General features: G+C 64.3%; 25 protein-coding genes. 7 read left to right on the top strand and 18 right to left on the bottom strand.

Features of this window, described 5'->3' with window-relative positions:
- The first annotated feature begins 4 nt into the window (after window positions 1-4).
- The 3 genes from ACQPYR_RS24825 to ACQPYR_RS24815 are packed head-to-tail and all read left to right on the top strand — an operon-like array spanning window position 5 to window position 3,671.
- A complete protein-coding gene (locus tag ACQPYR_RS24825) occupies window positions 5-1,168 on the top strand; it encodes an ABC transporter ATP-binding protein (protein ID WP_433621357.1) in 1,164 nt (387 codons plus the stop codon).
- A complete protein-coding gene (locus ACQPYR_RS24820) occupies window positions 1,168-2,865 on the top strand; it encodes an ABC transporter permease (protein WP_433621356.1) in 1,698 nt (565 codons plus the stop codon). Before ACQPYR_RS24825 ends, ACQPYR_RS24820 begins: the two co-directional genes overlap by 1 nt.
- 41 nt (window positions 2,866-2,906) lie before the next feature.
- Window positions 2,907-3,671, top strand: coding sequence for an SDR family NAD(P)-dependent oxidoreductase (locus tag ACQPYR_RS24815; protein ID WP_433621355.1), 765 nt, complete (start codon window positions 2,907-2,909; stop codon window positions 3,669-3,671).
- Between the two features lie 139 nt (window positions 3,672-3,810).
- Here ACQPYR_RS24815 and ACQPYR_RS24810 read toward each other — a convergent pair whose 3' ends face one another.
- The 14 genes from ACQPYR_RS24810 to ACQPYR_RS24745 form a co-directional block, all read right to left on the bottom strand.
- Window positions 3,811-4,830 carry an MBL fold metallo-hydrolase gene (locus tag ACQPYR_RS24810; protein WP_433621354.1) on the bottom strand — a complete coding sequence of 340 codons (1,020 nt, stop codon included), beginning with the start codon at window positions 4,828-4,830 and terminating at the stop codon, window positions 3,811-3,813.
- Window positions 4,827-5,162 carry an EthD domain-containing protein gene (locus ACQPYR_RS24805; protein WP_433621353.1) on the bottom strand — a complete coding sequence of 112 codons (336 nt, stop codon included), beginning with the start codon at window positions 5,160-5,162 and terminating at the stop codon, window positions 4,827-4,829. Before ACQPYR_RS24805 ends, ACQPYR_RS24810 begins: the two co-directional genes overlap by 4 nt.
- 68 nt (window positions 5,163-5,230) lie before the next feature.
- On the bottom strand, window positions 5,231-5,854 hold the full coding sequence (locus ACQPYR_RS24800) for a TetR/AcrR family transcriptional regulator (RefSeq protein WP_433621352.1): 624 nt from the start codon (window positions 5,852-5,854) through the stop codon (window positions 5,231-5,233).
- A gap of 45 nt (window positions 5,855-5,899) precedes the next feature.
- Window positions 5,900-7,417, bottom strand: coding sequence for a class I adenylate-forming enzyme family protein (locus ACQPYR_RS24795; protein WP_433621351.1), 1,518 nt, complete (start codon window positions 7,415-7,417; stop codon window positions 5,900-5,902).
- On the bottom strand, window positions 7,414-8,529 hold the full coding sequence (locus ACQPYR_RS24790; RefSeq protein WP_433621350.1) for an NAD(P)-dependent alcohol dehydrogenase: 1,116 nt from the start codon (window positions 8,527-8,529) through the stop codon (window positions 7,414-7,416). Before ACQPYR_RS24790 ends, ACQPYR_RS24795 begins: the two co-directional genes overlap by 4 nt.
- Window positions 8,529-9,305 carry an SDR family NAD(P)-dependent oxidoreductase gene (locus ACQPYR_RS24785; protein WP_433621349.1) on the bottom strand — a complete coding sequence of 259 codons (777 nt, stop codon included), beginning with the start codon at window positions 9,303-9,305 and terminating at the stop codon, window positions 8,529-8,531. Before ACQPYR_RS24785 ends, ACQPYR_RS24790 begins: the two co-directional genes overlap by 1 nt.
- Before the next feature lie 13 nt (window positions 9,306-9,318).
- Entirely contained in the window at window positions 9,319-10,080 is a 762-nt protein-coding gene (locus ACQPYR_RS24780; protein ID WP_433621348.1) for an SDR family NAD(P)-dependent oxidoreductase, read from the bottom strand.
- Window positions 10,077-11,279 (bottom strand): acyl-CoA dehydrogenase family protein, encoded by a 1,203-nt coding sequence (locus ACQPYR_RS24775; protein WP_433621346.1) that lies wholly within the window; start codon window positions 11,277-11,279, stop codon window positions 10,077-10,079. The genes ACQPYR_RS24780 and ACQPYR_RS24775 overlap by 4 nt, the downstream gene beginning before the upstream one ends.
- Window positions 11,280-11,309: 30 nt before the next feature.
- A complete protein-coding gene (locus tag ACQPYR_RS24770) occupies window positions 11,310-12,308 on the bottom strand; it encodes a phosphotransferase family protein (protein ID WP_433621345.1) in 999 nt (332 codons plus the stop codon).
- The gene (locus ACQPYR_RS24765; protein WP_433621344.1) at window positions 12,305-13,513 is read right to left on the bottom strand and encodes an acyl-CoA dehydrogenase family protein; all 1,209 of its coding nucleotides are present in this window, start codon (window positions 13,511-13,513) and stop codon (window positions 12,305-12,307) included. Before ACQPYR_RS24765 ends, ACQPYR_RS24770 begins: the two co-directional genes overlap by 4 nt.
- A gap of 27 nt (window positions 13,514-13,540) precedes the next feature.
- Complete coding sequence (locus tag ACQPYR_RS24760) at window positions 13,541-14,692, bottom strand: thiolase family protein (protein WP_433621343.1); 1,152 nt, start codon at window positions 14,690-14,692, stop codon at window positions 13,541-13,543.
- Complete coding sequence (locus tag ACQPYR_RS24755) at window positions 14,689-15,060, bottom strand: Zn-ribbon domain-containing OB-fold protein (RefSeq protein WP_433621342.1); 372 nt, start codon at window positions 15,058-15,060, stop codon at window positions 14,689-14,691. Before ACQPYR_RS24755 ends, ACQPYR_RS24760 begins: the two co-directional genes overlap by 4 nt.
- A gap of 38 nt (window positions 15,061-15,098) precedes the next feature.
- The gene (locus tag ACQPYR_RS24750) at window positions 15,099-15,887 is read right to left on the bottom strand and encodes an enoyl-CoA hydratase/isomerase family protein (protein WP_433621341.1); all 789 of its coding nucleotides are present in this window, start codon (window positions 15,885-15,887) and stop codon (window positions 15,099-15,101) included.
- A gap of 94 nt (window positions 15,888-15,981) precedes the next feature.
- Complete coding sequence (locus ACQPYR_RS24745) at window positions 15,982-17,067, bottom strand: acyl-CoA dehydrogenase family protein (protein WP_433621340.1); 1,086 nt, start codon at window positions 17,065-17,067, stop codon at window positions 15,982-15,984.
- A gap of 142 nt (window positions 17,068-17,209) precedes the next feature.
- On the opposite strand from ACQPYR_RS24745, the gene ACQPYR_RS24740 reads away from it, so the two are divergent.
- A complete protein-coding gene (locus ACQPYR_RS24740) occupies window positions 17,210-17,587 on the top strand; it encodes a nuclear transport factor 2 family protein (RefSeq protein WP_433621339.1) in 378 nt (125 codons plus the stop codon).
- The gene (locus ACQPYR_RS24735) at window positions 17,584-17,958 is read left to right on the top strand and encodes a hypothetical protein (protein WP_433621338.1); all 375 of its coding nucleotides are present in this window, start codon (window positions 17,584-17,586) and stop codon (window positions 17,956-17,958) included. The genes ACQPYR_RS24740 and ACQPYR_RS24735 overlap by 4 nt, the downstream gene beginning before the upstream one ends.
- Before the next feature lie 510 nt (window positions 17,959-18,468).
- On the opposite strand, the gene ACQPYR_RS24730 is transcribed toward ACQPYR_RS24735, so the two are convergent.
- Together ACQPYR_RS24730 and ACQPYR_RS24725 are read right to left on the bottom strand one after the other, a co-directional pair.
- A complete protein-coding gene (locus ACQPYR_RS24730; RefSeq protein ID WP_433621337.1) occupies window positions 18,469-18,909 on the bottom strand; it encodes a hypothetical protein in 441 nt (146 codons plus the stop codon).
- 452 nt (window positions 18,910-19,361) lie between these two features.
- Window positions 19,362-22,346, bottom strand: a complete 2,985-nt coding sequence (locus ACQPYR_RS24725; protein WP_433621336.1) for a hypothetical protein — start codon at window positions 22,344-22,346, stop codon at window positions 19,362-19,364.
- Between the two features lie 605 nt (window positions 22,347-22,951).
- Between ACQPYR_RS24725 and ACQPYR_RS24720 the strand changes: the two genes are divergently transcribed.
- The gene (locus tag ACQPYR_RS24720) at window positions 22,952-23,143 is read left to right on the top strand and encodes a hypothetical protein (RefSeq protein ID WP_433621335.1); all 192 of its coding nucleotides are present in this window, start codon (window positions 22,952-22,954) and stop codon (window positions 23,141-23,143) included.
- Between the two features lie 20 nt (window positions 23,144-23,163).
- Here ACQPYR_RS24720 and ACQPYR_RS24715 read toward each other — a convergent pair whose 3' ends face one another.
- Window positions 23,164-23,607 carry a pyridoxamine 5'-phosphate oxidase gene (locus ACQPYR_RS24715; RefSeq protein WP_433621333.1) on the bottom strand — a complete coding sequence of 148 codons (444 nt, stop codon included), beginning with the start codon at window positions 23,605-23,607 and terminating at the stop codon, window positions 23,164-23,166.
- Between the two features lie 200 nt (window positions 23,608-23,807).
- Here ACQPYR_RS24715 and ACQPYR_RS24710 point away from each other — a divergent pair, with 200 nt between their 5' ends.
- Window positions 23,808-24,206 carry a hypothetical protein gene (locus ACQPYR_RS24710; RefSeq protein WP_433621332.1) on the top strand — a complete coding sequence of 133 codons (399 nt, stop codon included), beginning with the start codon at window positions 23,808-23,810 and terminating at the stop codon, window positions 24,204-24,206.
- Window positions 24,207-24,674: 468 nt separating this feature from the next.
- Here ACQPYR_RS24710 and ACQPYR_RS24705 read toward each other — a convergent pair whose 3' ends face one another.
- Window positions 24,675-24,968 (bottom strand): hypothetical protein, encoded by a 294-nt coding sequence (locus tag ACQPYR_RS24705; protein ID WP_433621331.1) that lies wholly within the window; start codon window positions 24,966-24,968, stop codon window positions 24,675-24,677.
- Window positions 24,969-25,298 lie beyond the last annotated feature (330 nt).

Below are 25,298 nucleotides of genomic sequence, written 5' to 3'. Positions count from 1 at the left end.
TGAGATGAACTCGCAGTTCACAGTTTCCGGTCTCACCAAGACCTATGGATCGAATGTCGTAGTCGACCGGCTCGACCTCGCGATCGAGGAAGGCGAACTCCTCGTACTACTCGGCCCGAGTGGCTGCGGCAAGACAACTACCTTGCGCTGCCTCGCCGGATTGGAGACGCCCCAGGATGGTTCGATCACCTTCAAGGACCGGCGCGTCTTCGACGCCGAGGCGAAGCTGAATGTGCCTGTCCACAAACGGAATATCGGAATGGTGTTCCAGTCGTATGCGCTGTGGCCACATATGACCGTGCGCAAGAACATTCGATATCCGCTGCGGGTCCGCAAAATGCGGAAGGAGATTTCCAGCGGCGCCGTCGAAACTGCTGCTGCCATGGTCGATTGCGCACAGCTGCTCGACCGGTACCCGGCGCAGCTCAGCGGTGGACAGCAACAGCGCGTCGCAGTGGCCCGTGGCCTGGTGGCCCGGCCCGATCTGGTGCTCTTCGATGAACCGTTGAGCAATCTGGATGCCAGATTGCGGGATCAGGTGCGTACGCAAATCCATCAGCTGCATCGAAGTCTCGGATTCACGGCAGTTTTCGTCACACATGACCAGGCCGAGGCATTCGCCCTCGGCGATCGCGTCGCCATTATGAAGGCGGGCAAGATCGAACAGTACGATGCGCCCGAGCAGGTTTTCGAGCATCCGGTATCGGAGTACGTGGCCGCGTTCATCGGTATGGCCAACCGGCTGGAACTGCGCCGCGGTCCCGGTGGCTGGATGACCTCGGCCGGCGACGATATCGACCTGACGCGTGCGGTGGTGCGTGGACGAGCCGACGAAGGTACGTCCGCGGTCGCGCGGCTACGTCCCGACGATGTCGTCGTGCATTCGTCGATCGACGAAGTGCCACAGGGCGATGTGGCACTGCATGCCGAGTTGGTGACCTACGAATACGGCGGCCGCCACTTCGACGTGACTGTCCGCACAGGTGGTGAACAGCTCGCGGTGCGGGTCGATGCGGCCACCCATGGCGCCACCTTGCGCCGAAGCCGTCCCGGAGATCCCATGATCGTCAGTTTCTCCCCGGCGAGCCTGCGTGTATTCGCACATCCCGACGGTGCCGCCGCGGATGTGCCGGAGCTGGCGACCGCGGGTGTGGGAGGACAGTCGTGATGGCCACGCTCACCGCCACGGGCAGCCGCTCCATTGCCATACCCGCGCGGTGGCGGGCCAGAATCGGATATCTGGCCTTGCTGGCGATTCTCGCCTATCTGGTCGTATTGCCGATGATCCGGCTGCAATCGCTGGCCTTCGAAAACGGCGCGCAGGGTTATCGAAATCAATACGGGCGCTTCGATATCGCAGAGACGATCGGGACGACCATCGCACTGGCCCTCGGCTCGCTAGGGATCGCGATGGTGCTCGGCACGGTGCTGGCGTTCGCGGCGAGTAGACTGCCCGACCGCCTCGGCTTTCTGCGGATCATTCCGATCCTGCCGATCGTCATGCCCGCGGTTGCCAACGTCGTCGGCTGGGCCTTTCTGCTGTCGCCAGGGCCGGGCTACTTGAACCTGGTGCTCAGGAAGTTGCCGTGGTGGAGCGGATCGGATTCCGGACCGATCGATGTCTACACCGTCCCGTGGATCATCATTCTCACCGCTTTCGGGCTCACGTCGTTCGTCTACCTATTCGTCAGTGCGGGCATGCAGAACGTCAGCTCGGAACATCTCGAGGCCGCACAGGTGAGCGGGTCGTCCACGCTCGGCGTTTTCTTTCGGGTGGTGCTGCCGTTGCTGCGCCCCTCGTTGATCTACGGCGGCGGAATCGCGTTGTTGCTGGGCCTCGGCCAGTTCACCGGTCCACTGCTCCTTGGTCAGAACAGTGGCGTCAAGGTGCTCACCACCGAGATGTATCGGCGAGTGTCCGAGTCACCGTCCGACTTCGCCGCGGCAGCTGCGGCAGGTTCGCCACTGGTGATCTTCGGGCTCGTCCTGGTGTTGCTCCAGAAGGCCTTGCTCGGCAACCAGACTCGCTTTGTCACGCACGGCGGCAAGGCATTCGCACCATCCACCGGCCGCGCTACCTGGGCAGTAGTGACGGTTGTCGGTTACGCGTTGTTCGCCCTCGTCATCCCCTTGGTCGGGTTGATCATCGTGGCCTCGACGCGGTACTGGTCGGGCTCGCTGTCGTGGAACCTGTTCACGCTCGACAATTTTCGAGAGTTGGCGGCCACCGATGCGATCGTCGAATCGGTGGTCACGAGTGTGCTGACATCGCTCGGCGCGGTGGCGATCTGTGTACCCGTCGGCTACGTGATGGCCAACCTGCTGGTACGAGGCCGACGCCACAAAATATTGGCGCTCATCGGTGATTTCATCACGGCATTGCCGCTCGGCATCCCGGCGGTGATCTTCGGCGTCGGCTTCTTGCTCACCTACACCGAGCCGCCCTTGATTCTGTACGGCACGCGAACAGTGATCATCCTCGTCTACGTGGTTCTGATGTTGCCCTTCGCGACGCGCATGCAGATGACCGCGATGCTGTCGCTCGGCAATACCTACACCGAGGCGTCGGCGACCAGCGGAGCATCACCATTCGTGACGAACGCGCGGATCATGCTGCCGTTGATGCGTCCCACCATTCTCAGCGCGGTCGCGTTGATGTTCATCCTGCTGACACACGAATTCGCGGCCTCGCTGCTGGTGCGCGCGTCGACCACCCAGGTGATGGGGACCCTGCTGTTCGACATGTGGCAGAACGGTTCCTACCCGCTCGTCGCGGCGATGGCGCTGCTCATGACAGCGGTGACCACGATCGGCGTCGCACTCGCCATGCTGGTCGGCGGCCGCAACGTACTCAGCAAGCTCTGACCGTCGGAGCCCAGCTCCGACTTCGAAAGGACTGCACAGCAATGGTTCTCGGTGTTTCGAGGCTCGATGGCAAGGTCGTGTTGGTGACCGGTGCGACAGGTGGGATCGGCGTGGAAATCGTGCGCCGCCTGGCCGAGGAGGGGGCCTCGGTTGTGGTAACCGACGTCGACGTCGAGGCGTGCGAGAAGCTGAGCGCCGGCCTGGAACACGGTGCGCGGCATCAGGTTCTGGGATTGGACATCACCCGAGAGTCGCAGTGGCAACAGGCGATGTCCGCGGTGTCCGAACGTTTCCCGAGTCTGGATGCCGTCGTCAACAACGGTGCCATCGGCAGCCTGGCGTCGGTGGTGGACGAGGATCTGAATCGGTACAACCGGGTGATCGAGGTGAGTCAGACCGGCACCTGGCTGGGTATGAAGCACGCGGGTGCGCTGATCGAGCAAACCGGCGGCGGATCGATCGTCAATATCTGCTCGATCCTCGGCACTGTCGGCGGTCTCGGCAACAGCGTGGCCTACGCCGCGGCGAAGGGTGCCGTGCGCAGCATGACGAAGAACGCCGCATTGCATTGGGCGACAAGGGGAGTGCGGGTCAACTCGATTCACCCGGGATTCATCGAAACGCCACAGCTGCTCGAACGGTACGAGGGCACCGAGCGGCACCAGGCGATGGTCGCGAACACACCGATGGGCCGACTCGGCCGCGCCGAAGAGGTCGCCGCCGCCGTCGCGTTCCTGGCAGGCGACGATTCGACCTTCATCACCGGCACCGAACTCTACGTGGACGGCGGCTGGACCTGCGCCTGACCGGCGAAGCTGTTGGCGTCGCCGACGATAGTGCGGCGATCCCCGCACAGCGGAAAGTCCCGCACCTCGATCACATCCGAGGTACGGGCTTTCTGTGTGGGATCGGCACGATATGCGCGCTGTGTCCGCGCTCAGCGCCTCATACGGCCACCCGGAAGGCCATAACGCCGTCCACATCCTTCGCGGACAACGTGTTTCGGGCGACCAGGACATCCAGATGCGCCATTGTCTCGCAGGTCGCGACCATCTGATTGAAGTCGTCGAGCGTGCTGAACGCGCGGTCGCGCCGCGTCCACGTCAATGCTCGGGCCACCGCCATGCCGGTGCACGGACCAAGATCGCCGACGACAGTGACGATTTGCTCGAACCGGCGGTCGTGATGGGCGAGAAGTTCACGAGCGCGTTGCCCGACGCTGCCTCCGGTGGGGCCGTGCGCGGGCAACATCTGCTGCCCGTCATCGTCGCGCAGCAGTATCAATGACCGGAGGAAGTTGTCCAATGGCAGTTCCCACGGGCCCAATTCGAATCCGATCGATGGGGTGATCGTGGGTAGCACGTGGTCTCCGGTGAAGACGAGCCCCTTCTCACGATCCTGAAAGATCATATGGCCCTTGGTATGTCCGGGTGTCGCTACCGCGTGCAGATCCAGCCCGGGGATGGCCAGTGCGCCGGGGCGCAGCCAGTGGTCGGGTTGTTCCCAATCGTCGCGTTCGAACGGTTCGGCGATGCCTGCCGCATGAGCTCGTTGTGCGATATCGTCCGCGCCGGCCCGCCGCAGTTCCCGCAGCGAACTGTCGGGGACATTGCTGTTCAGCCGGTGGATGGCGCTGAGTCCGCCGGCTTCATCGGCACCGAGATGAACTCGACAGCCGTGCCGACGACGCAGTTCGATGGCGAAAGTGTAGTGATCGCGGTGGATATGGGTGACGAAGACATCGTGGATTTCGGTCGCCGACCGGCCCATTCGGGCCAGCGCGTCGGAGAGCTCCCGGTAGGTGTCGGGCCGATGCCATCCGCCGTCGATGAGTACCAGGCCGTCGTCGGTTTCCAGGACGTACACGTTGACCGCGCGCAGGCCGTCCTGCGGCATCTGCAGCGGGATACGGTGAATCCCTTCGGCTATCGGATAACACCCGGGTTCGGCCCATTCGGCGCTCATTCGACCGCCGGGGCGGGTGGCACCATCGTCTGCTCCTCGCCGTACCAGATCATGCGACGTCCCCGCATGGTGCCCACGTGCTCGACGGCGGCCTTCCATTCCGGGCTCGCCAATGCGGCGTCGAGTGCGTCGCGGGATTCGAAACTCAGAATCGACAGGCCGTCCCAGCCGGACGACTTCTCGTCGAAGGATTCGAGGAGTTCGGTGTGCTGCCAGCGCAGCAGGCCGGGCAACGGGTAGGTCACCTCCGCGTGTTCACCCCGCCACCATTCGATGAACTGCTCGTGGGTCCAATCATTGGGACGCGATGCGAGGACGATCAGGTTGTACATGCGACTCCTAACTGAATTCTGTTCAGTTTCGGCGAGCGTAGAGATCCCACGATGTGGGATGTGGTTTCTCAGCTACGCACGATCCGTACTGCTGCTTCGGTGACCGACTCGGTGATCTGGGCGAGGGTGACGCTGCCCTTCGGCCGGTACCAGCGCCAAACGCTGATCACCAGGCCCAGGACCATTCGGCCGAGCATGCGTGGATCGCCCGGGGTGAAGACACCGGCCTCGATTCCCTCCGAAATCAGCCCGGTCCAGTTCTGCTCGATCTGCCGCACGAGCTCGCGCGACCGCAGGCGTTCGGCCTCCTCCTTGGCCGACTGACGCGGGGCGGCGAGCAAATCCATATGGTTCTGCAGGATGCGGCGCTGCAAGGCATCGGTCGGCGAGGCGGTCAGCGCCGCGGCGATGGCGGCGCGCAACGCTTGCTCCGGGTCGGCCTGATCGGCGACCGCGGCGTTGAACCTTTCGGCCGAGTCGGCCAGTTCGAGTCGCATGATCGTCAGCAGGCAGTGGGCCTTCGACTCGAAATAGTGGTACAGCGCGGTCTGGCCGATGCCGACCTCGTCGGCGATCGAGGCCCATTTGGTGTGCTCGTAACCTACTTTCCCGAATTGCTTGATCGCGGCGGTGAGGATTCCGCTTCGCTTCGAGCGCGCGCTTTCCCGGCGGACCTCCGAGTCGACGGTCATCAGGTCTTATACCCCCGCATTCGATGGTGTGGATTCGACATGACTCTACCGGAACTGAGGTGAACTCGGGTCAACTCCGGTGGCCAGCTGTGTCGCCAGCCGCACCGCGTCGGTCCGGGACAACTTGCCGACGGTGTTCTGCGGCAGGTCTTGCACCGTGAACAGGTACTCGGGCCACTTCGACTTGGGAAAGTCCGCCGCCGCGAGCTGATCGGTGACAGTGGCCAATGTCAGCGATTCGCCGTCGGTGACAACCAGCGCTGCCGCTCGTTCGCCGAGCATGGCATCGGGTACCGGGACCACGCACACCTGCACGATGCCCGGCACGTTCGCGATCGCGGATTCGAGTTCGTTGATATCGATATTGCGGCCGCCTCGGATAATGATCTGCTTCTGGCGCCCGGTCACTCGGATGGAGCCATCGATTGCGACCTCGACCAGATCGCCGGTCGGGAGGAAACCGTCCGCGGTGAGTTTCGGGGGAATGGCGACGCCGCCTCGGGCATAACCGACGAATAGGGACGGGCCCTGTACCTGTGCATCGCCGATCGCACCGGCGGCCACGGCGTTCCCAGTGTTGTCGACCGCCCGTACGACGGTGCCGCGGAACGGTCGTCCGTCCCGGCCGAGCCTGATGGCGGGCGGGTCGTCGAGTTGTGGCGTGGTGTGTCCGAGACATTCGGACATACCGAAAACTCGCAGGAACGTGGTGCCGAGCTTTTCCTCGGCCGCATGCAGTGCGCGTTCGTTCATCGGACCACCGCCGACGGTCATCGCCCGCAGGGCGGACAACGTGCCTTCGGAGCCGTCGGTCACCGACAACTGCAAGGCCATGGTCGGAACCAGCATCGTCCAGGCGACGCGGTGCTCCGCCATGGCCGCCAGGGCGGCGGCGGGTTCCCATTTGCCGATCGACACCATCGTGCCGCCGAGATAGGCAGGTAGGTACATGCCGAAACAGAAGGCGGCTACCGAAGACAGTGGCACAAACGCTCCGACTGCCTCGTTCGGCTCCAGTCGAACGGTGTCGATGGTGCACTGGCAGGCATAGCGGATGGCTTCTTCGGATTGCACAACACATTTGGGACGCCCGGTCGAGCCGGAGGTCATCGCAATGGCAGTGCCGCCGTGCCATCTGTCCACCGAATCGAACGGGCCCGTTCGCGAGTGCAACTCGCGCGCGTCGAAGGCGGTCTCCCGAATCGGGAAGCGATCGTCGCGCACACCCCAGCGTTGCAGCGAGTCCGGTGCCGCGACCACCAGATCCGGGGCAATATCCTCGACAGCCAGAGTGAACTCGGATTCGGTGGCATGCGCGCCGAATACCGCGACGACACCACCACGTAGACCGATTGCCACGGCCGCCGCCACGGTGTGCCAGGTGTTATCGGCCTGGATGAGGGCAGTGGGCGGGGCCGGATCGATCGACTCGATCCGCTCGGCCAGCGCTCGGGCCGCTGCGACGATCTTTCCGAGGCTGTGGCGACCGGATTCGTCCACGACCGCGATCTGCTCCGGTGCGCGCTGTGCGCGCACGATCATTTCCTGCGCAAGTGTCTTCATCGCCCCACTTCTCTCGCGACGCTCGATATCTGTCTACTCGCTTCGACTTGCTTCGGTGCTCGGCTCGTCAACAAAGGCGGCACGAGTACCGCGCGTCCGGTGACGGTCCCGGCTCGAAGGCGCTGGTAGATGTCGACCGCATCGGTGAGCGGATACGTCGTTGACTCGACGTGGAGTGTCCCGCCGATAGCCATATCGACCACGGCCTCCAGATCCGATCGCGCACCCCAAAACGGTGCGTCCACCTGCCACCCGGCGGCGAGGCCGATGCGTTTGCCCACGGCCAGCTCGCCGCCCGAACTGCCGACGACCGCGAGTCGGCCTCCTGGCGCGAGTGCTCGCGCGGCCGACTCCATCGTGTCGGAGGCGCCGACGAAATCGAGGATCAGGTCGGCGCCGCCGTCGAGTGCCGGAAGCGCCGAGGCGAGATCGGCAACCGCCACATCGCTGCCGAGTCGCAATGCGACGGGGAGTGTTTCCGGCCGGTTGTCGATGGCGAGGACACGTCCGGCACCGAAGTGGCGAAGGATCTGAATCGCCAGGTGACCGAGCCCGCCGACACCGATCACGACACAGATCGTGGATTCGTCGATGACATCGGCGTGCTGGTGCACGGCGTGGTAGGCGGTCGTCCCAGCATCCGCGAGAGGCGCGGCGATGGCGGGTTCCAGATCGCCGGTGCGAACAAGGAATCGGGCCGAGGGAACAACCATGGCCTGTGCCAGACCACCGTGATAGCCGAGGCCATTGCCGATCGGAGCCAGTCTGCCGTCGGCCCGCGGTCGCAGCGTCAAACAGTAGTTCTCCCGCCCACGCGCACAATTGCGGCAGCGGCCACATCCCCAGATGCCATGGACCACAACGGCTTCGCCGAGCCAGGACTGATCCGCACCGGCACCGGCATCGATCACCGTGCCAGCGACTTCATGGCCGAGAGTGAGTGGCAGCGGATAGTCGAAACTCGATTCGGCGGCATCCATGACGTGCAGATCGGAGCGGCACAGCCCCGCCGCGGTGACCTGTAGCAAGAGCTCTTCCCCACGCGGCTCTGGAACGGCAACTTCACGCAATCGTGGTTCGGTACCCCACTCGGTCAATTGGACGGCCAGCATCAGCGCGCCGTCCAGCCACCGTCGACAATGAGCGTCTGCCCGGTCATATAGGACGACGCGTCGGAGGCGAGAAACAAGACCGCGCCGTCGATTTCACCGGCATTGCCGCCACGGCCGAGCATGGTGTTGCGGCGCACCCACCCCGCCGACTTCTCGTTGTCGAACAGACCATCGGTCATTTCGGTGTCGAACCAGCCCGGCACAACGGCATTCACCCGGATTCCTTTACGCCCCCACTGCCCGGCGAGTTCCCTGGTCAATCCGAGGACCCCGGCCTTGGATGCGGCGTAGCTCGCGCCGCCGATCGGTGCGGTCGAGACCAGCCCGGTTACCGACGAAATATTGATATACGACGCACGCGCACCCTCGGGCAGTCGTGTCGCGGCATACGTGGCGAGGTGGAATCCGGCCACCAGGTTGACCTCGAGGATCGAGGCGAACCCGGCTACCGTTTCTTCTTCGGCATGCGGGGGACCGGGTTTGCCCGCGTTGTTGACCAGCACATCGAGCCGTCCGGACTGCTCATAGCAGCGGTCGACCAGCATTCGGCGGTCCTCGTCGGATGTCACGTCACAACGAACCGGAACGAGCCGGGGGTTATCCGCGGCCAGCGCCGCCAACCGGTCGAGCCTGCGGGCCGCCGCGTACACGGTGGCCCCGGCACTGGCGAGAGCGTTCGCGAGGCCCATCCCGAGACCGGACGACGCGCCGGTGACGACGGCGACTCGGCCGGACAACCCGAACAGTTCGTCCAGCGTCGTTCTGGTGGCACTCATATCGTTTCGCATGTCAGTACACCGCGGTCCGGCCGCCGTCGACCGGGATGATCGCACCGGTGGTGTAACCGGCGGCGGCGCTCGCCAAATGGGTTACCAGACCGGCGATTTCCGCCGGCCGCCCCAGCCGACCCGCGGGCAGGCGATCGATGATCTTCCCGACGAACTCGGCGTCCCAGTTCTCGGCCATATCCGTCGCGAATCCGCCGGGCATCACGCAATTGACGCGCACAGTTGGTGCGTATTCCTGTGCGAATGCCATGGTCAAAGCGTTGAGTCCGTTCTTGGCCGCGGCGTACATCGCCTCGGGCGGACTCGGCCGGACGGCCCCGATACTGGAGATATTGATGATCGACCCGCCCCCGGCGGCGGCCATCCGGGCACCGGCAACCGCCATCAGGCGAAATGGGCCCTTCAGGTTGACCTCGATGGTCTTGTCCCACAATGCTTCCGAGACCGACACCAGATTGTCGGCCAGCGGTGCGATACCCGCATTGTTCACGACGATATCGAGACTGCCGAAATCGGCGATGATCCGATCCACGGCCGGTTCGATCGAATCCCACTTGCCGACATGCAATTCGAACGGGTGCGCGCTGCCCGGCCCTTCGCTGTCGCCGAGTACGGCAACGGCCTGCTCGCACGCGTCACGTTTGCGGCTGGACACGATCACCGTGCAGCCCGCGTCCCGCAGTGCGCGCGCGATGGCCAGTCCGAGGCCGCGGCTGGCACCAGTAACCAAGGCGACCTTTCCGGTCAATTCCGTTGTGCTCATTTGTGCTTCTTCAATTCGAGGCGGGCGATGGTTCGCAGGTGTACTTCGTTGGGACCGTCGGCGATCTGCAGCGCCCGGGTGATGGCATGCAGGCGGGCCAGGACGGTGTCGTCGCTGACACCGGCGGCACCGTAGGTCTGCACCGCGCGGTCCACGACGGTGTGTGCCACTTCCATCGCCGCAACCTTGATCGCGGCGACTTCCGATCGAGCAGCCGCGTTGCCATAGTTGTCGATGAGCCAGGCCGACTTCAGGACGAGCAGGCGAATCTGGTCGATCTCGATGCGGCTGCGGGCAATCCACTCGCGGACGACGCCGCGATCGGCCAGTGGACCGCCGAATGCGATGCGCTCCAGGGAGCGTTGGCACATCATGTCGAGCGCACGCTCGGCCATGCCGATGGCGCGCATCGCGTAGTGCATCCGGCCCGGACCCAATCGGCCCTGGGCGATGGCGAAACCGTCACCTTCGGCGCCTAGCATGTTCTCGGCCGGAACGCGGACATCGGTGAACTGGACTTCGCCGTGGCCGAGACGGTCACGGAAGCCGAACATCGGAAGATCGCGCAGCACTTCGATTCCCGGGGTTTCCCGCGGGACCAGAATCATGCTCTGCTGGCGATATGTCGGTGCCTGCGGATCCGATTTGCCCATGAAGATGATGAGCTTGCAGTCGGGGTCGAGAATGCCTGAGGTATACCACTTACGGCCGTTGAGGACGTACTCGTCGCCGTCGCGAACGATGGTGGAGGTGATGTTGGTGGCGTCGGAGCTGGCCACTGCGGGTTCGGTCATCGCGAATGCGGAGCGAATAGTGCAGTCCAACAATGGTTTCAGCCATTGGTGTCGCTGTTTCTCGGTCCCGTACATGGCCAGGATCTCCATATTGCCGGTGTCGGGAGCCGAGCAGTTGATGGCTTCGTTGCCGATGATGGATCGACCGACGACCTCGGCCAGTGGCGCGTACTCCAGATTGGTGAGTCCGGCGCCGAGGCCGTCGTGGGTCATGAACAGGTTCCACAGACCCAATTCGCGGGCCTTGACCTGCATATCTCGCATGACTTGCGGCTGCTCATGGGCATTGTCGTTCGCCGCGATCTGAGCGTCGAACACCTGCTCCGCGGGATAGACGTACTCGTCCATGAAGGATTCGAGTTTGCCGAGCAGATCCTGCGTGCGGGGCGAATAGGAGAAATCCACGGTGCGGCTCCTGAACTGGTGCGGTCGACATCAACCGGCGAGTAGCGCGGTCCCGGTCTCGATCAGTCGGTTGATGGTGGCGGGCAGCTTTTCCTGGTCGGGGTCGTAATGCCGACCTTCGCGGTGGCGGCGCAGGTTGTGGCCCATGATCGCGGCCATCTTGAGGCGGCCCAGCGCGTCGAACCACGTCATATCGGTGAGCATCGGTCCGTCGCCGACGTACAGGTCGACCAGCTCTAGCGCCGAAGGCAGTCCGGGTACCTCCCGGCCGACACCTGGAAAGTTGCTGCCGTCGGCGAAAACGAGGAACCAGCCCAATTCGACCCGAGGGTCGCCCGCGCTCCAGATCTCCCAATCGATCAACGCGACCGGTTCGACGCCGTCGCAGATGATGTTTCCGAGGCGGTAATCACCGTGCACCAGTGTCGGTGTAATCGGTTCGGGTGTGGTCCGGCCGAGTAGCTCGAGCAGCCGGTCGCCACCGGCGACGAGGTCGGGTGGGACCGCACCGAGGGTGCGTGCCCAGCGTGCGAGTTCGGCGTCCGGCGTGAGCGGTGCCTGTACGCCGGGCGCGGCATTCGGATCTATCGCGTGCAGGCGCGGCAGAGTTTCCACGGCACGCCGCATCCGGGCCGCGGCCGAACCGGTTTCGACGGCCGGATCGTCCAGCACCGGTTCCAACGCCGCCCCGGCCACGAATTCCATGGCGAACCAGGCGGGTTCGTTGTCGTCGACCGCGACGATGCCCGGTATAGGAACAGGTGTGCGCGCCAATGCCTGCATGATCCGGGCCTGGCGCAGCATGTCGTGTCGGCCGATGGCCTGCTGACCCTCGGGTACGGCCTTGACCACGAAGTCACCGCCGGTCGTTCGCACGCGGTACGTCAAGCCGGAATGTCCGCCGAGCAGCGGTTCGAATGCGGTCACCAGGACGTCGAGGTCCGACTGCAACCGGGTACGGACGCGTCGTTCGAGGTTGTCGTGTCCATCCGTCGCCCGACCCCCTGCGGAATCGCTACCTGAACTCATGGGCGTGGCTCCCTCGGTAGTCCGAGAACTCGCTCGGCGATGATGTTGTGCTGAATCTCGTCGGTTCCCCCGGCGATCCGGTAGCCGGGTGCGCCGAGAATGTGCTCGGCCCACGCGAAGGTTCCCCAGCGACCGGAGTCCACGGTGAGGTCGCGCCCGAGTAGCAGGCGCACTACTTCGGAGGTGCGAGCCATCGTGTCGGTCGCCAGGAGTTTTCCGATCGAGGCCTCCGGTCCCGGGTCTTTGCCCGCGACGACGGCACCCGCCACCCGCATATTGCCGATTCGCTGTAGATAGCTGCGTATTACGAGGTCTGCGACCTTGTCTCGTTCGATCTCGGTCAGCTCCCGTCCGAGATGTTGTGCCAGCGCTACCGCCTGATCCGCGTTGGCCAGACCGAGGTTGCCGCCGTCGAGGCGTTCGGCGGCCAATACGGTGAGAGCTACCGGCCATCCCTGCCCCACCGGTCCGAGCCGGTAGCTGTCGTCGAGTCGGACATCGTCGAGGAAGACCTCGTTGAACGAGCTGCCACCGGTCATCTGCCGGATCGGGCGAACGGTCACCCCGGGTGTGGTCATCGGCACCAGGAAGACGGTGAGCCCGGCGTGTTTCGCTGCCGAGCTATCGGTTCGGCATACGGCGATGCCGATATCGGACACTCGCGCGCCCGAGGTCCACACCTTGTGGCCGTCGAGCGTCCACGTGCCATCGGCGGATCGGGTGGCGCGGGTCCGCACCGCTGCCAGGTCGGAACCGGCCTCGGTCTCCGAGAACAATTGGCAGGCAATGATATCCGTGCGCAGCATGGCCCGGACGTAGCGTGATCGCTGCTCGTCGGTGCCCCATTGCTCGATGGTGGGAGCGACCAGTTGTTGTGTCACCGAGAACATTTCGGTGCGCCGTGGCACATCGAAATCCGCTTCGGCGCGCCGGAAGGCAAGGACGTACGACAGCGGCAGACCGCGGCCCCCGTAGGTTTCGGGCCAGTTCAGTGCGCCCCAGCCCGCGTCGAATTTGGCGCGCTCGTACTCGCGGATCCGGTCGGTATGCGCGCGTTCCTCCTCGGCGTTCCAACTCTCGAAAACGGCTACCGAGTCCGAACCCGAACCCCAGACCGATTCCGCTCGGGGGGCTGCCACACTGCTCAACCAGGCGAGGGCCTCATTGGTGAAGCGGACGAGGTCGGGATGCGTCTGTGTGGTCACTTGTTCACCTCGAAAAGTGTTGTCATGTCACACCGAAAGCACGGTGCAGGCGCTGATTCCGGGCGCCCCGTACACGTGCGTGAAGCCGACCCTCGGCGTCCCGGGTACCTGTCGATCCCCGGCTTCGCCGCGTAACTGTGTGACGATCTCGTGCACCTGGCGGAGACCGGACGCGCCGATGGGTTCGCCATTGGCGATGCAGCCACCGTCGGTATTGACCGGCAGTCGCCCGCCGATCTCGGTGTCGCCTGCCGCGATCATCGACTCCTGTTCGCCGTGCTCGCAGAAGCCGCATTCGGCCATATGCATGATCTCGGCACCGCTCTCGGTGTCCTGTAATTGCGCGACATCGACATCGGCGGGGGAGATGCCCGCCTGTTCGAAGGCGGCTGCGGCCGCGTCTGCGCTCACGCTGGTCGGTTCACCCCCGCCTTGGACGGCCGGACTGAATACTTCGAAAGAGCCGAATCGGCGGGTGTGGTGGCTGATCGCACGCAACCGGACCGGGCGACCACCGAGTCGCCGGACCGTGGCCTCGGTGGCGACGATGACTGCGGCTCCGCCCTCGCCCGGAGAGCAGAACATGTATCGCGTCAACGGGTCGTTCACCATATCGGCGGCGGCGATCTCGTCAGCCGAAATCGCTTGACGTCGCCAGGCATTCGGGTTCAGGCTGCCGTTTCGGTACGCCTTTTCGGCAACCTTCGCCAAGGTCGTGCCGGATATCCCGTATTCGCGCATGTATCGTCCGATTTTGGCGCCGAAGAATTGCGTGGTGACCATGAGCCCAGCAGTGCCGTACCCGTCGGACAGTCCCCATTCGGCGGGTGTCGGATCGAAGGCTCCGCGCGGGTGCTTATCGAATCCGACCGCCAGCGCGATTTCGGCGGTCCCGGAACGGACCGCGTTGACCGCCGAGAACAATGCACTGCCACCGGTGGCGCAGCCATTCCGCACATTGCTGAAAGGTATTCCGGTGAAACCGAGTTCGGCGACGAGGGTATCGGCGAGCCCCGAACCGTCGCTACCGCCGTAGGCGACCTCGATATCGGGCCAGGTCACGCCGGCATCGTCGAGCGCGGCGGCGATAGCGCTGACTGCCATCTGACGGCCGGTGATTCCAGGCTGCCTGCCGAACTTCGACAGCCCGGCTCCGATGATCGAAACTGTTTGTGTCACTGCGCTTCTCTTTGCTGTGGATCGACCGCGAACCGGGGCACCGGTGCGGTGCCGACGAGGTGCACCGGTGCCCGTTCCAACTCGGTGAAGTCCTCGCATTCCAGGATTGCTTGAATGCGAATACCTTCCGGAAGTTCGACATAGCCCACCGCGAATGGGGAAAAGCCTTCGGCGGGCGGAATATACGGTGGCGACTTCGGCGGGAACCGTTGCACGGTATAGGCCCACACCACTCCCCGCGTGCTCAACTCCATTGCGACGGCTGTCGGCTGGACGCATCGTGCGCACATGGTGGTTGCCGGATATGCGACCGTATCGCAGACCGTGCACCGGCTACCTGCTAGCACCGACGTCGCGTGCTCGCCCATGTCGATCTCCTCTTCGAGTCGTACGCCGGCGGCGTTGGTCAGCGACCGACCCACTTCGGTTCGCGCTTCTCGAGGAATGCGTTCACGCCCTCGCGTGCGTCCTCGGACTGCAGGGCATTGCCCACCGCGAGATGCTCCATCACCATGAGCGATTGGATGTCCGCATCCAGACCGCGGTCGATGGTCATCTTCGTGAGCTTCATGGTGAACGGGCTCTTGTCGACGATCGGTGCGATGAACTCGGCGACCAGGTCGTCGAGCTCGTCGGCGGGCGCGGCGGCGTTGATCAGATCGAAGTCCACGGCTTGCTTGCCGGACAGCAGCTTTCCGGTCAGCATGAGTTCCTTGGTCTTGCGGATACCGATCATGCGGGGCAACCGGTAGATCGGACCCGCGCCACCGAAAAGCGCACGGCGAATGTGGAAGTCACCGATCAGCGCGTCCTCGGATGCGACCGCGAAGTCGCAGGAGATCATCAGCTCGAATCCGCCGGCCGTCACATGCCCCTCGAGCACCGCCAGGGACGGTGTGTTCATCGAGTACAGGCGGTCGCACACCTTGGCCGAGAGCACCGCGACATCCATCGCGTTGGTGCTGCCGACGTAGTTGGCGAGCAGTTCGTCCAGGTCGAAGCCCGAGCAGAACGTATTGCCGCGGCCGCGGAGCACGAGGATCTTGAGCTCCGGGTCGTTATCGACCTCGACGATGATTTCGTCGAGTCGGTGCAGAAGTTCGACGGTGACGGCGTTCTTCTTGTGCGGGCGGTTGAGCCACACGCGTGCGACGTCACCGTCCTTCTCCAACACGATGTGGTCGGTGTCCACCATCTCGAACCTCTTTCGCTAACTTGAACTGGATTCAATTCAGTTTTACCTGGGACACCGCTTCGCGTCAACAGGAGCGGTAGTGCCGTAGGCGGGGTCAGATACCGATGAGGGTGGCGATTCGCGCTCGGTGCGCACGTGAATCACCCTGTAGCGCTTCGTTTCCCATTGCCCTGCGGAAGTAGGAGTGGGCGGGGTGTTCCCAGGTGAAACCGACGCCGCCGTGCAGTTGGATCGCTTCTGCCGCCGCGTGCACTGCCGCGTCGGTGCATACGGCGCCGGCGACCGCGACGGCCAACGCGGCCGATGCTGGGTCCTGTGCATAAATCGCCGCCGCGTAACGGGAGGCCGATCGGGCACGTTCGAGAGTGACCAGCAGATCGGCCAGCCGATGTTTGACGGCCTGGAACGAGCCGATGGGGCGACCGAACTGGTGCCGCGTCCGCGCGTACTCCACGGTCATCTCGAGCACGCGGTCGACAATGCCGGTGTTCTCGCACGCCAGCGCCAGCGTTGCCAGCTCGCCCAGCCGCGCGGCGGTCGCCTCGGTGACATCGACGTCGGTGAGGGCGATCGCCGGACTCCGATCGAAGGAGAGATCGGCTCGACGGCGCGTGGGGTCGAGTACTCGACGCTCGGTCCTGGCAAGCGGTGCGCCCGGTAGAGTGGCGAATAGGCGGCGGCCGTGCGGGCATTGCGCCGAAACGACGGCCACGTCGGCGTTACCGCCGACTACCAGGTGGGTCGCCGTACCGTGCAATAGCCACCCGGCCCGCGTCGGCTCCGCACGCACGTGGTCGGTGTCGGTATTCAAGGCGCTGACCGTCGCAATCAGGCTTCCGTCCAGAACTCCGGCGAGTACGTCCCCGTCCTGGCTGGGATCCGCCGACAGCAGTGCGTGGACACCGAGGACTGCCGAGGTGTACACCGGCTCGCATGCCAGCGCGCGACCGCATTCCTCGAGCATGATCCCCAGCTCGACCATGCCGTAGCCGAGGCCGCCACGGTCTTCGGGCACCGTCAATGTGGTCACCGACATGTCATCGACGAGCGTTTTCCACAGCTGTGGCGAATAGCCCGGGCCGGCGGAAGTGACCGTTCGTACCCGCTCGATACCGCTGTGTTCGGCGAGTAAGCCGCGGATGGCCGCGCGCAGGTCCGACTGCTCCGGTCCGGGTGTCAATGCAGGTGGGTCCGTGCGGGGCCAGGGCATTTCTATGGCGAGTGAGGGCATCCAACCTACCTAAATTGAGTTCAGTTTGATGGTTCGAGAGTATCGCGCCGAACGCTGGACAAGAAGGGAGTTACTGAACTAAGTTCATTTCATGAGTTTGGCCATCGAGGGTTACTACGCAACCTTGGACAGCGGGCGATTGGACGACGCGGTGGCGTTACTCGCTGAAGACGTCGAGTTCGCGATGCTGTTGCCCACCGGAGTGAACCTCGGCCATGGCCGTGCGGCCATGCTCGATTATCTGCAGGGCCGGCCGAAGGTGAACCGCAAGCACCGGCTGTTGCGGGTGGCCGCCGACACCGATGTGGAGTTCGCGCACGGCGCCGTCACCGAGAACGACGTGACGACGACCGGTTACTTCGTCGGCGCGATGCATATCGATGCCGACGGGCTGATCGATCGCTACCAGGTGTCATTCAGCGCCGAATTCGCGCTGATACCAACAGATGTCGATGGAGTTGTCGGATGACGATTGCAGCGCCACCGGTGTTGGCCCGGTGGTTCGAATACATGGATTCGGACGAACCTGACCGCGTGCTGGGCATGATCTCGGGCGACTTCGCGATGTCGGTGCAGTTCTCCAAAGGTGCCGGGCTGTCCGCCGAGTTCGTGGGGGACCGCGAGGGGTTGGTCGGCTACTTGGCACAGCGCGAGAAGAGCACGCTGGTCCATCACATCGACACCGGCGCGGTGGTGGATGATTACGAGTTGGTACTCGGTCGGACAACCCGGGGCGGCGCGTTCGAGGCTTCCTTCAACGCCACCGCACAGCTCGATGCGGACGGCAAGGTCCGGCGCCTTCTCATCGCTCGTACTCCCGAAGTGTCCTTTGCGCGCTGAGTTCGTTCCGGAACGGTGAACCGCGAAGTCGCACCGATAGGCAGTGGCCTTCGCGGCCGCCATCTTCTGTGCTGGTAGCGGATGCGAGCTGCTTGCGGGATTCGTGGAATGGCAGCGACTTGCGCAGCTGCGAACGTCAAGTCGGCTCGGCTTCTTTCATCGCGCCCGTTGACGCCTGCTGATAGTTAGCCGCCGTGCAACGACTCTCGCATGGGCCACCGTGTCTTTGCCGGCTGTCCGGCCAACGCCATATGACCAGGTCAGCCGATCGGCGTGCGGTGGCCAAGAGGTACTTCCATTCCATCCGCCCGTTACCCAGGTTGTGCTGGGAAGCGAGATCCGCGAGTTCCCGATCCAACCGCGGGATCGGGCTGGAAACGAATCACTCGGACATGGACCCACGACCGCTCCTGGTCGTGTCTGGAGGGTGAACCGACCACCGCCCGGTTCACCACGAACGTGGCTGACAGGTGCGGCCGGCCTGCGGTAGGGCGGTTGTTTCGATCGGGGTTATGCGGCCTCGCGATGCGGATGTTCGAGTGTGTTCCGCGCGCGTTCCAGTACCTGTCGTGGCTCGAAGTGGTCAGCCTGCCACGAGTCGGTGCCAATGCCCACCTTCCCGCGCCAGGCCCGCACGATCTTGGCGTGCACCGGCCATCGCACGAATCGGCGCATGTCATCTTCCGATTCCCACACCGTGATGGACCCGCCGCGCCACGCGGTGGGCCTGCCCCACAGCCACAGGCCCACCGCGCCCTGCATGACCGGCCAGGTGTTTCCCAGCTCGAGCCCGATCTCGTAGATGCTGCGGACTTCCTCCTCGGACCGGGCCAGGAAGTCGGTCACGCTGATGAACACACGCCCGGAAATGTCCTGGCGCGGACCGGGTTTCCACGGCATGAGCACGATGCCGTCCGCGAACGGCTTTTCGGGGATTTCAATAGTACGCATGTGCATATAGTAAGCACATGCGTACGAATATGGGAAGTCGGTGGTCCGAACTCGGCTGATCCGCGCGCAAGGGTGGAATCAAGGCGGCTGCCGATCCGTATGCGGGACGCCGGTTCGGGTGGCCAGGGGCAGATGATCGCACTGGCGGGTCCGATTCGGTGACCGGCTCAACCAGGCCGGATCTGAGCCGGAAAGCGAGCGAAAGCCGTTGCTGTGCAACGGCTTTCGTGTCCACCTGCGTTCGGAAGGGTTCGCCGCACGTCCTGACGCCGCCGGGCGTGGACCCGTGCCCACGATCCCGTGTTCATCGGCACCGCCGATGTCACTCGGGTGGCGGCCGTGCACCTGATCGTGGTGTGCACGGAGATCGTGTTTTGCCTCGGCGAATCGGCCGAGAAGCGCCGTGGGCTTTACCGCGTGCAGGCGCTTCCCGGTGTTTTCGTGGTGGCAGGTCAGAGATCCATGAGATCGGCTGCGAGACTGGACAATTCGTTCTTGTAGGTTGTCGCGAGTCCGACCAGTGAGTGGGCTTGGGCCTCCTGCGCTTTGATCATGGTTTCGAGAACCGTTACCCTTCGCCGAAGTTTCGCGATGATCCTCGCCTGATCGCTGATGATCGCTGCATGATCACTGATTCTCGCGGCTGCACCCTCGCCGGCGGATGCCGGTTTCTCGGTAGCCAGGACGACTGAACTCGAATACGTCACCAGGTCCTCTGCTCCGACCGCCACCAATCCCACTTTCTCTTCGGACTCGACGCCTGTCTCGTCGTCGGTCGCTATCGCATCTTCGGGTACGTCACTCTCGATGGGGCTGCCTGCGTCCTCAGCTTCTTGCTCGACCGCACCAGCGGTGTTGCCCTCGGCTACTTCTTCGCGTTCCGCAACCCCGACCTCTGCCTCGGGTTCGGTCTCTGCCACGGGTTCGGCTTCTGGTTCTGTTGTCTGCGCAACCGCGGGCTCTTCCTTGGTGACGGGTTCAGTCTCGGCTGCCGGTTCGGCTTCTGGTTCTGTTGTCTGCGCAACCGCGGGGTCTTCCTCGGTCACGGGTTCAGTCTCGGCTGCCGGTTCGGCCTCCAGCTCTGCTGCCTCCGCAACCGCGACCTGTGCCTCGGGTTCGGTCTCGGCCACGGGTTCAGCCTCGGCCTCCGGCTCTGGTGTCTGCGCACCCGCAGGCTCTTCCTCGGCTATCGCGTGTGCTTCGCCGGCGAATTCCACTTCCGGGAGCTGGGCCGTGCTCTCTTCTTCAGCTACGTCGATGTCACCGACCTCGGCCACTGGGTCCTTGGTTGGTGCGTCGGTTTCGGCAGCGACCACGTCGGGGGATGCTTCGGTCTCCTCATCGTCTGCTGCTGCTGCGTATTCTTCGTCTGTTTCCACGCCCACTGCGGCAGATTCCGCTTCGGGCTCGGCCTCGGTCACGGGTTCAGCCTCAGCCGCTGGTTCGGCCTCCGGCTCTGCTGCCTCCGCCTCTGCCTCCGCAACCGCGACCTCTGCCTCGGGTTCAGCCTCGGCCACCGGTTCAGCCTCCGGCTCCGGTGTCTCCGCAACCGCAGGCTCTTCCTCGGTCACCGGTGTGGTCTCGGCCACGGGTTCGGCTTCTGGTTCTGGTGTCTGCGCAACCGCGGGGTCTTCCTCGGCTATCGCGTGTGCTTCGGCGGCGAATTCCACTTCGGGGAGCTGGGCCGTGCTCTCTTCTTCAGCTACGTCGATGTCACCGACCTCGACCACTGGGTCCTTGGTTGGTGAGTCGGTTTCGGCAGCGACCACGTCGGCGGATGCTTCGGCCTGCTCATCGTCCGCTGCTGCGTATTCTTCGTCCGTTTCCACGCCCACTGCGCCAGATTCGGCCTCGGCTTCGGCCGCCGCTGGTGGCTCACCCTCGGTTACCACCTGCCCCTGTTCAACCGCTTCGAAGACCCCGGCGGCATCAGCATCGGGTGAGTCCGCCGCGGCTGCCTCGTCCGCCAGCTCTGTTACGTCGGACGCTTCCGCCTCGGGGGCGGTGGCCGCATGTGCTTCGTCGGCTGCGCCCACAACTGTTTCAGCCTCGGGCGCCTCCTCGCCGTGTGCGGGCGCCTCGCTTTCAGCGACCACCTCCGCCACAGCGATCTGCTCGTCTCCGACCCCCGCCTCCTCCGCAACGGTCGGTTCAGCCTCGGCGACTACCGCATTGCCGTCTTCTGCGGCGACGTCCACCTCGGCCGGTGTTTCGGTCGTGACGTCCGCACGGCCTTCAGCTACCTCGCCGGAGGCGCTGACCATCACCACCACCTCGTCGGCCGCCGTGACATCACCTTCGCCGGTGTCGGCGTCATCCGTGGTCTCGACTTCGGCTTCGGGCTCAACTGCCGGTTCGGCTTCCGGCACTTCACCTTCGGCCTCAGTCGCAGCCACGGTAGCGGTATCCGCCACCGACTCCGCACCTTCAGCGTCAGGTTGGGCCTCGCCAGCTTCACTCTCGGCAGCGACATCGTCTTCGGCGTCCACGCCGGCCGTTTCCTCAGCCGCATCCGCGACCTCGACTCCGTCGGCCTCGACTGTCCCCGCGACTTGCGGCACTACATTTTCGTCTGCTGTATCGGCTTCGGTCTCGGCGGCAACAGCATCGACTTCGGCGACCGGCGCCGCAGTTTCGGTCTCAGCGTCAGGTTGAGGCTCGGCGGTGGCTTCGTCTTCGTCGGCGGTCGCTGCTGTTTCCTCGACGATCGAGTCGGCAACTTCGGCCTCGGCTGTCGAGTCGGGTTGCGGCACTTCATCTTCAGTTGTGGCCGAGTCTTCGGCGGCTGCCTCACCCTCGGCTTCGGCGACCGGCGCCGCAGTTTCGGCCTCAGCGTCAGGTTGAGGCTCGGCGGTGGTTTCGTCTTCGTCTTCGTCGGCGGTCGCTGCTGTTTCCTCGATCGAGTCGGCAACTTCGGCCTCGGCTGTCGAGTCGGGTTGCGGCACTTCATCTTCAGTTGTGGCCGAGTCTTCGGCGGCTGCCTCATCCTCGAGTGCGGCGGTTTCGGTGACCGCTTCACCCTCAGCAGCCGGATCGCTCTCGGTGGAGGATTCACTGGCGTCGGGTACCTCAGCTACGGGTTCCGACTCAGCGTCGGCGACGGTCTCACCTTCCGTCAGTTCACTCTCAGCAAATGCGGATTCAGCTCGCGGCGCTTCGGTGCCCTCGGTCACAGCTGCGGGCTCCCACTCGGCCGCCACATCGTGCTCAGCCACCGATACCGCAATCTCCTGGGCTGCTTCAGCTTCAGCAACCGCCGCTTCACTCTCAGCCGCCGTTTCGCCCGCAGCGAGCGCGGATTCGCCCGCTGCGTCCGGCGCTCCGACCTCGGCCGCAATGGCCGTCTCTGGCTCGGTCACCGCCACCTCGCCGTCGGTAGCTGTCGTCTCCTCCTCGGCGTCATCGGTGGTCCGCGCCCGGTCGTCGGTCGTTGTCATAATTGTCTGCCCTTTCGAACACTGCGATACTTCCCCGGCTCGAGCCCCGGGGGCCTACAGCGTCGCACGGGATCGAGGTTGCTGCCGCCGAATCCGGCGGTGCTGGTACGCAATTCAGCAGAAGTACACAGTCGACACCAATCTGTGACCCGAAATGCCGGTGACGTCGTGCTCGCTGGTTCCGAGCGGCCGCAGCTCGTCACGCGACTACACGCGCACGACTCATGTGAACCGATGATGCTGAAATGTTGCTGCGTCAGCGCAGAACTCGGTCGGCGCGAACTAGCCGTACCCGATCATGGTCAACCCTGCACGCCGCAAGGTCGCGCTCGTGACCGAATGGTCCGAACAGCGGCGCTGCTGCTCGGCGACCGCACCGACGTTACGAATTGTCGATGTCGACCGCTCTCTCCGTGAATGCGGTCCACTGACCGACACGAAATCCTGACCTCGCATTCCGCGGCACCTACGCTGCCCCATCAGTGGTTCCGAATCAGTGGTTCGGACTCCGGAAATGTATTGGGGGAACTCATGTTCACAGGACGCACACTCTGGCCGTCTGATCAGCCGATCGCCGCGCCCGCGGCAAGAACACCAATATCTACATGCTCTTCGATATCGACAACCTGAACGGGGGGCAAGCACAGCGGTGGAAATTCGCCGATACCAGCCCGTGGCCACCCGCGGTCGCGACCATCAACGGGGTCACCCACGTCGCTAGCACCGACGGCCAGAACAAGCTCAACTTCGCCGACCTGGGCTCCATGCCGACTATCTACCGAGGCGGCAGCGGATAGCCGCCCGTCCCTTCGGCGCCTCAGCCGTTGCCGTAGATGCGATCCGGGACGACGAGAACGACTGCGCGGCGCTCGGCAGCCATGACCCGGTCATATTCGTCCCAGTCGTCGTGGGTGCCACCTGCCGCAGTGAAAACCTCCCGCAGCAACTGCCGCAGCCGTTCGGCGTCGATGTCCGGCATCGGGTCGTCGGGACCCGCGATCCACACCGATCCCTCGACGGTCGCCCACGCCCACCCGACACGGACGACAACCGTCATCCGCGCCCGAACACGGAGGTTGTCCAATTTGCGCGTACCACCGCGCAGGACCATGCCCACCACGGGCTCACCGGTCTGCGGGTGCGCCAACACTCCTGCGTTGACGAGCGAGGACTGAACAGTGCCATCGGTCCGCGAGGTCGAGACGACGCATAGGCCATGATCGCCGGCGATCAGCCGAGCAAAGTCCGCGATATCGGTCACGGCCGAAGTCTACGGACCGCGGGTGATTATGCGGGCGTGCCGAAGCAAATCCATGCGACCTCGAACACACGGCCTGGCACAGCCGATCCGGTGGGACGAGTTCGCCGCGTCGCGCGGTGATCATCGCTGGACGTGGCGAACTCGGAATTACGCGAGGACACTGAAGGCGTAGCGCCGAAGTCGACTCCAGGAGCAATGTGATGGCACCCGACAGGCCTTTTGGGTTCGATCCGGAAGAATTCGAGCGCGCGTTGCGGGAGGCGGGGATCGAATTCCGTGACCTGCTCGGAAAGGCCGGCGAATACATCGATCGCACCAGCGGGAGTACGCTGGCGTCGCTGCTGGGCCAGTTTGTTCAGCCGGAGCGCACGCGGCCACCGAAGCCGGAGGGCGAGACCACCGGCGAGACCGGCAGTGGAGTGTGGGCCATCTACAGCATCGATGAGGCCGGCGAGGCCAGGGTCGAGCAGGTTTTTCCGAGTGAGCTCGAGGCTTTGCGTGCGCATCGCGACAATACCGACGAACGTCGTCGCGTGCGGTTCCTGCCCTACGGTGTCCCCACAACGGCGCTGGGCACCCAAGTGCCGAGCTCTGATTGATGGCAGCGCAATAGGCGACCAGCCGGTGTCGGCGCCTCGGCACTCGGCTGGAGGGGTCGCTCAGGTACATGGACTCGGCGGACCGGTCGGCCAAGGCTCGATCGCTGGTCGGACGTGGTCCGTCAGGTAGGCGGTCGGCGCGGCAGGCGCCGCTGAGCTCGTCTCGCCACGACGGGCTGCGTTTCGAACTCTCCGGAAATTTCGGGCCGTCCGGCGAGTTCTCCGGACGGCCCGAAACCCGGTGTTCAAGGAAGCTTCGGATGCTCACCGCGGAGAGCTATCTCGTTGGCAGACAAACGGAGCCATCAGAGTTCACCCAGCCGTGGTTACTCTACCCGGCGAATGAACTGTTCGAATTGGGCAAATTCACTGCAATAGTGCGCATTCGCCGATGTGTGGCGTAGCGGCACAAAAGGAATCCGGCCCCGAGAGGCGTCACGGACGAAGCGGTGATCTACCGAGACCGAGTCAGGAGGCAGGCTTGGGCTGGTTCAGGTCCCTGATGCCGGTGATCGAATTGATGATGTTGAGGATGGCGGTGGTGCCGTGGTCGACGGCCGAGCTGCCGGAGTCGAACAGGGCGGAACCGGAGGACGAGCCGGCCGAACCCGAGGACGAGCCGCCGTCGGCCGAACCCGAGGCAGAGCCGGTGGCGGCCGAGCCGGTGGCGGCGGGAGCGGCTGAGGCCATCGCGACCGGGCCGAAGAACAGGGCGGCGGCGGAGACGGTGGTGGCGGCGACCAGGGCCTTGCGAGAGAACATCTACGGAGCTTCCTTTCACAGATGGATAACGACGCCATCAGGGCGTGCACCACAAATGTTATGAAGAAGTGATCTGCAAATCCACTTCTCTTATTGTGTCAATAATCACCGTTAATACTCCGCTAACGATATATTTTGCCGAAGTAACACAATTTGATCTTCATTCCGGATGCGAATTACATGATCAAATTCGATTGAATTATTCAAGAGTGCCGCGTATTAGCGTGCGGCGGACCCGATCTCGCAGCCGACCTTCGATCTCGGCGCTGCGCGACCTAGAGTCGACGACGCGCTCGGGGCGCCGCCGCGATGAGGGCGATCCGGCGTTAC

Origin of the sequence: Nocardia sp. CA-120079 (assembly GCF_050955745.1) — a bacterium.
Lineage (GTDB): Bacteria > Actinomycetota > Actinomycetes > Mycobacteriales > Mycobacteriaceae > Nocardia.
Note: the sequence above shows the minus strand (reverse complement) of the source record. Positions and strands in the feature narration are given on the sequence as shown.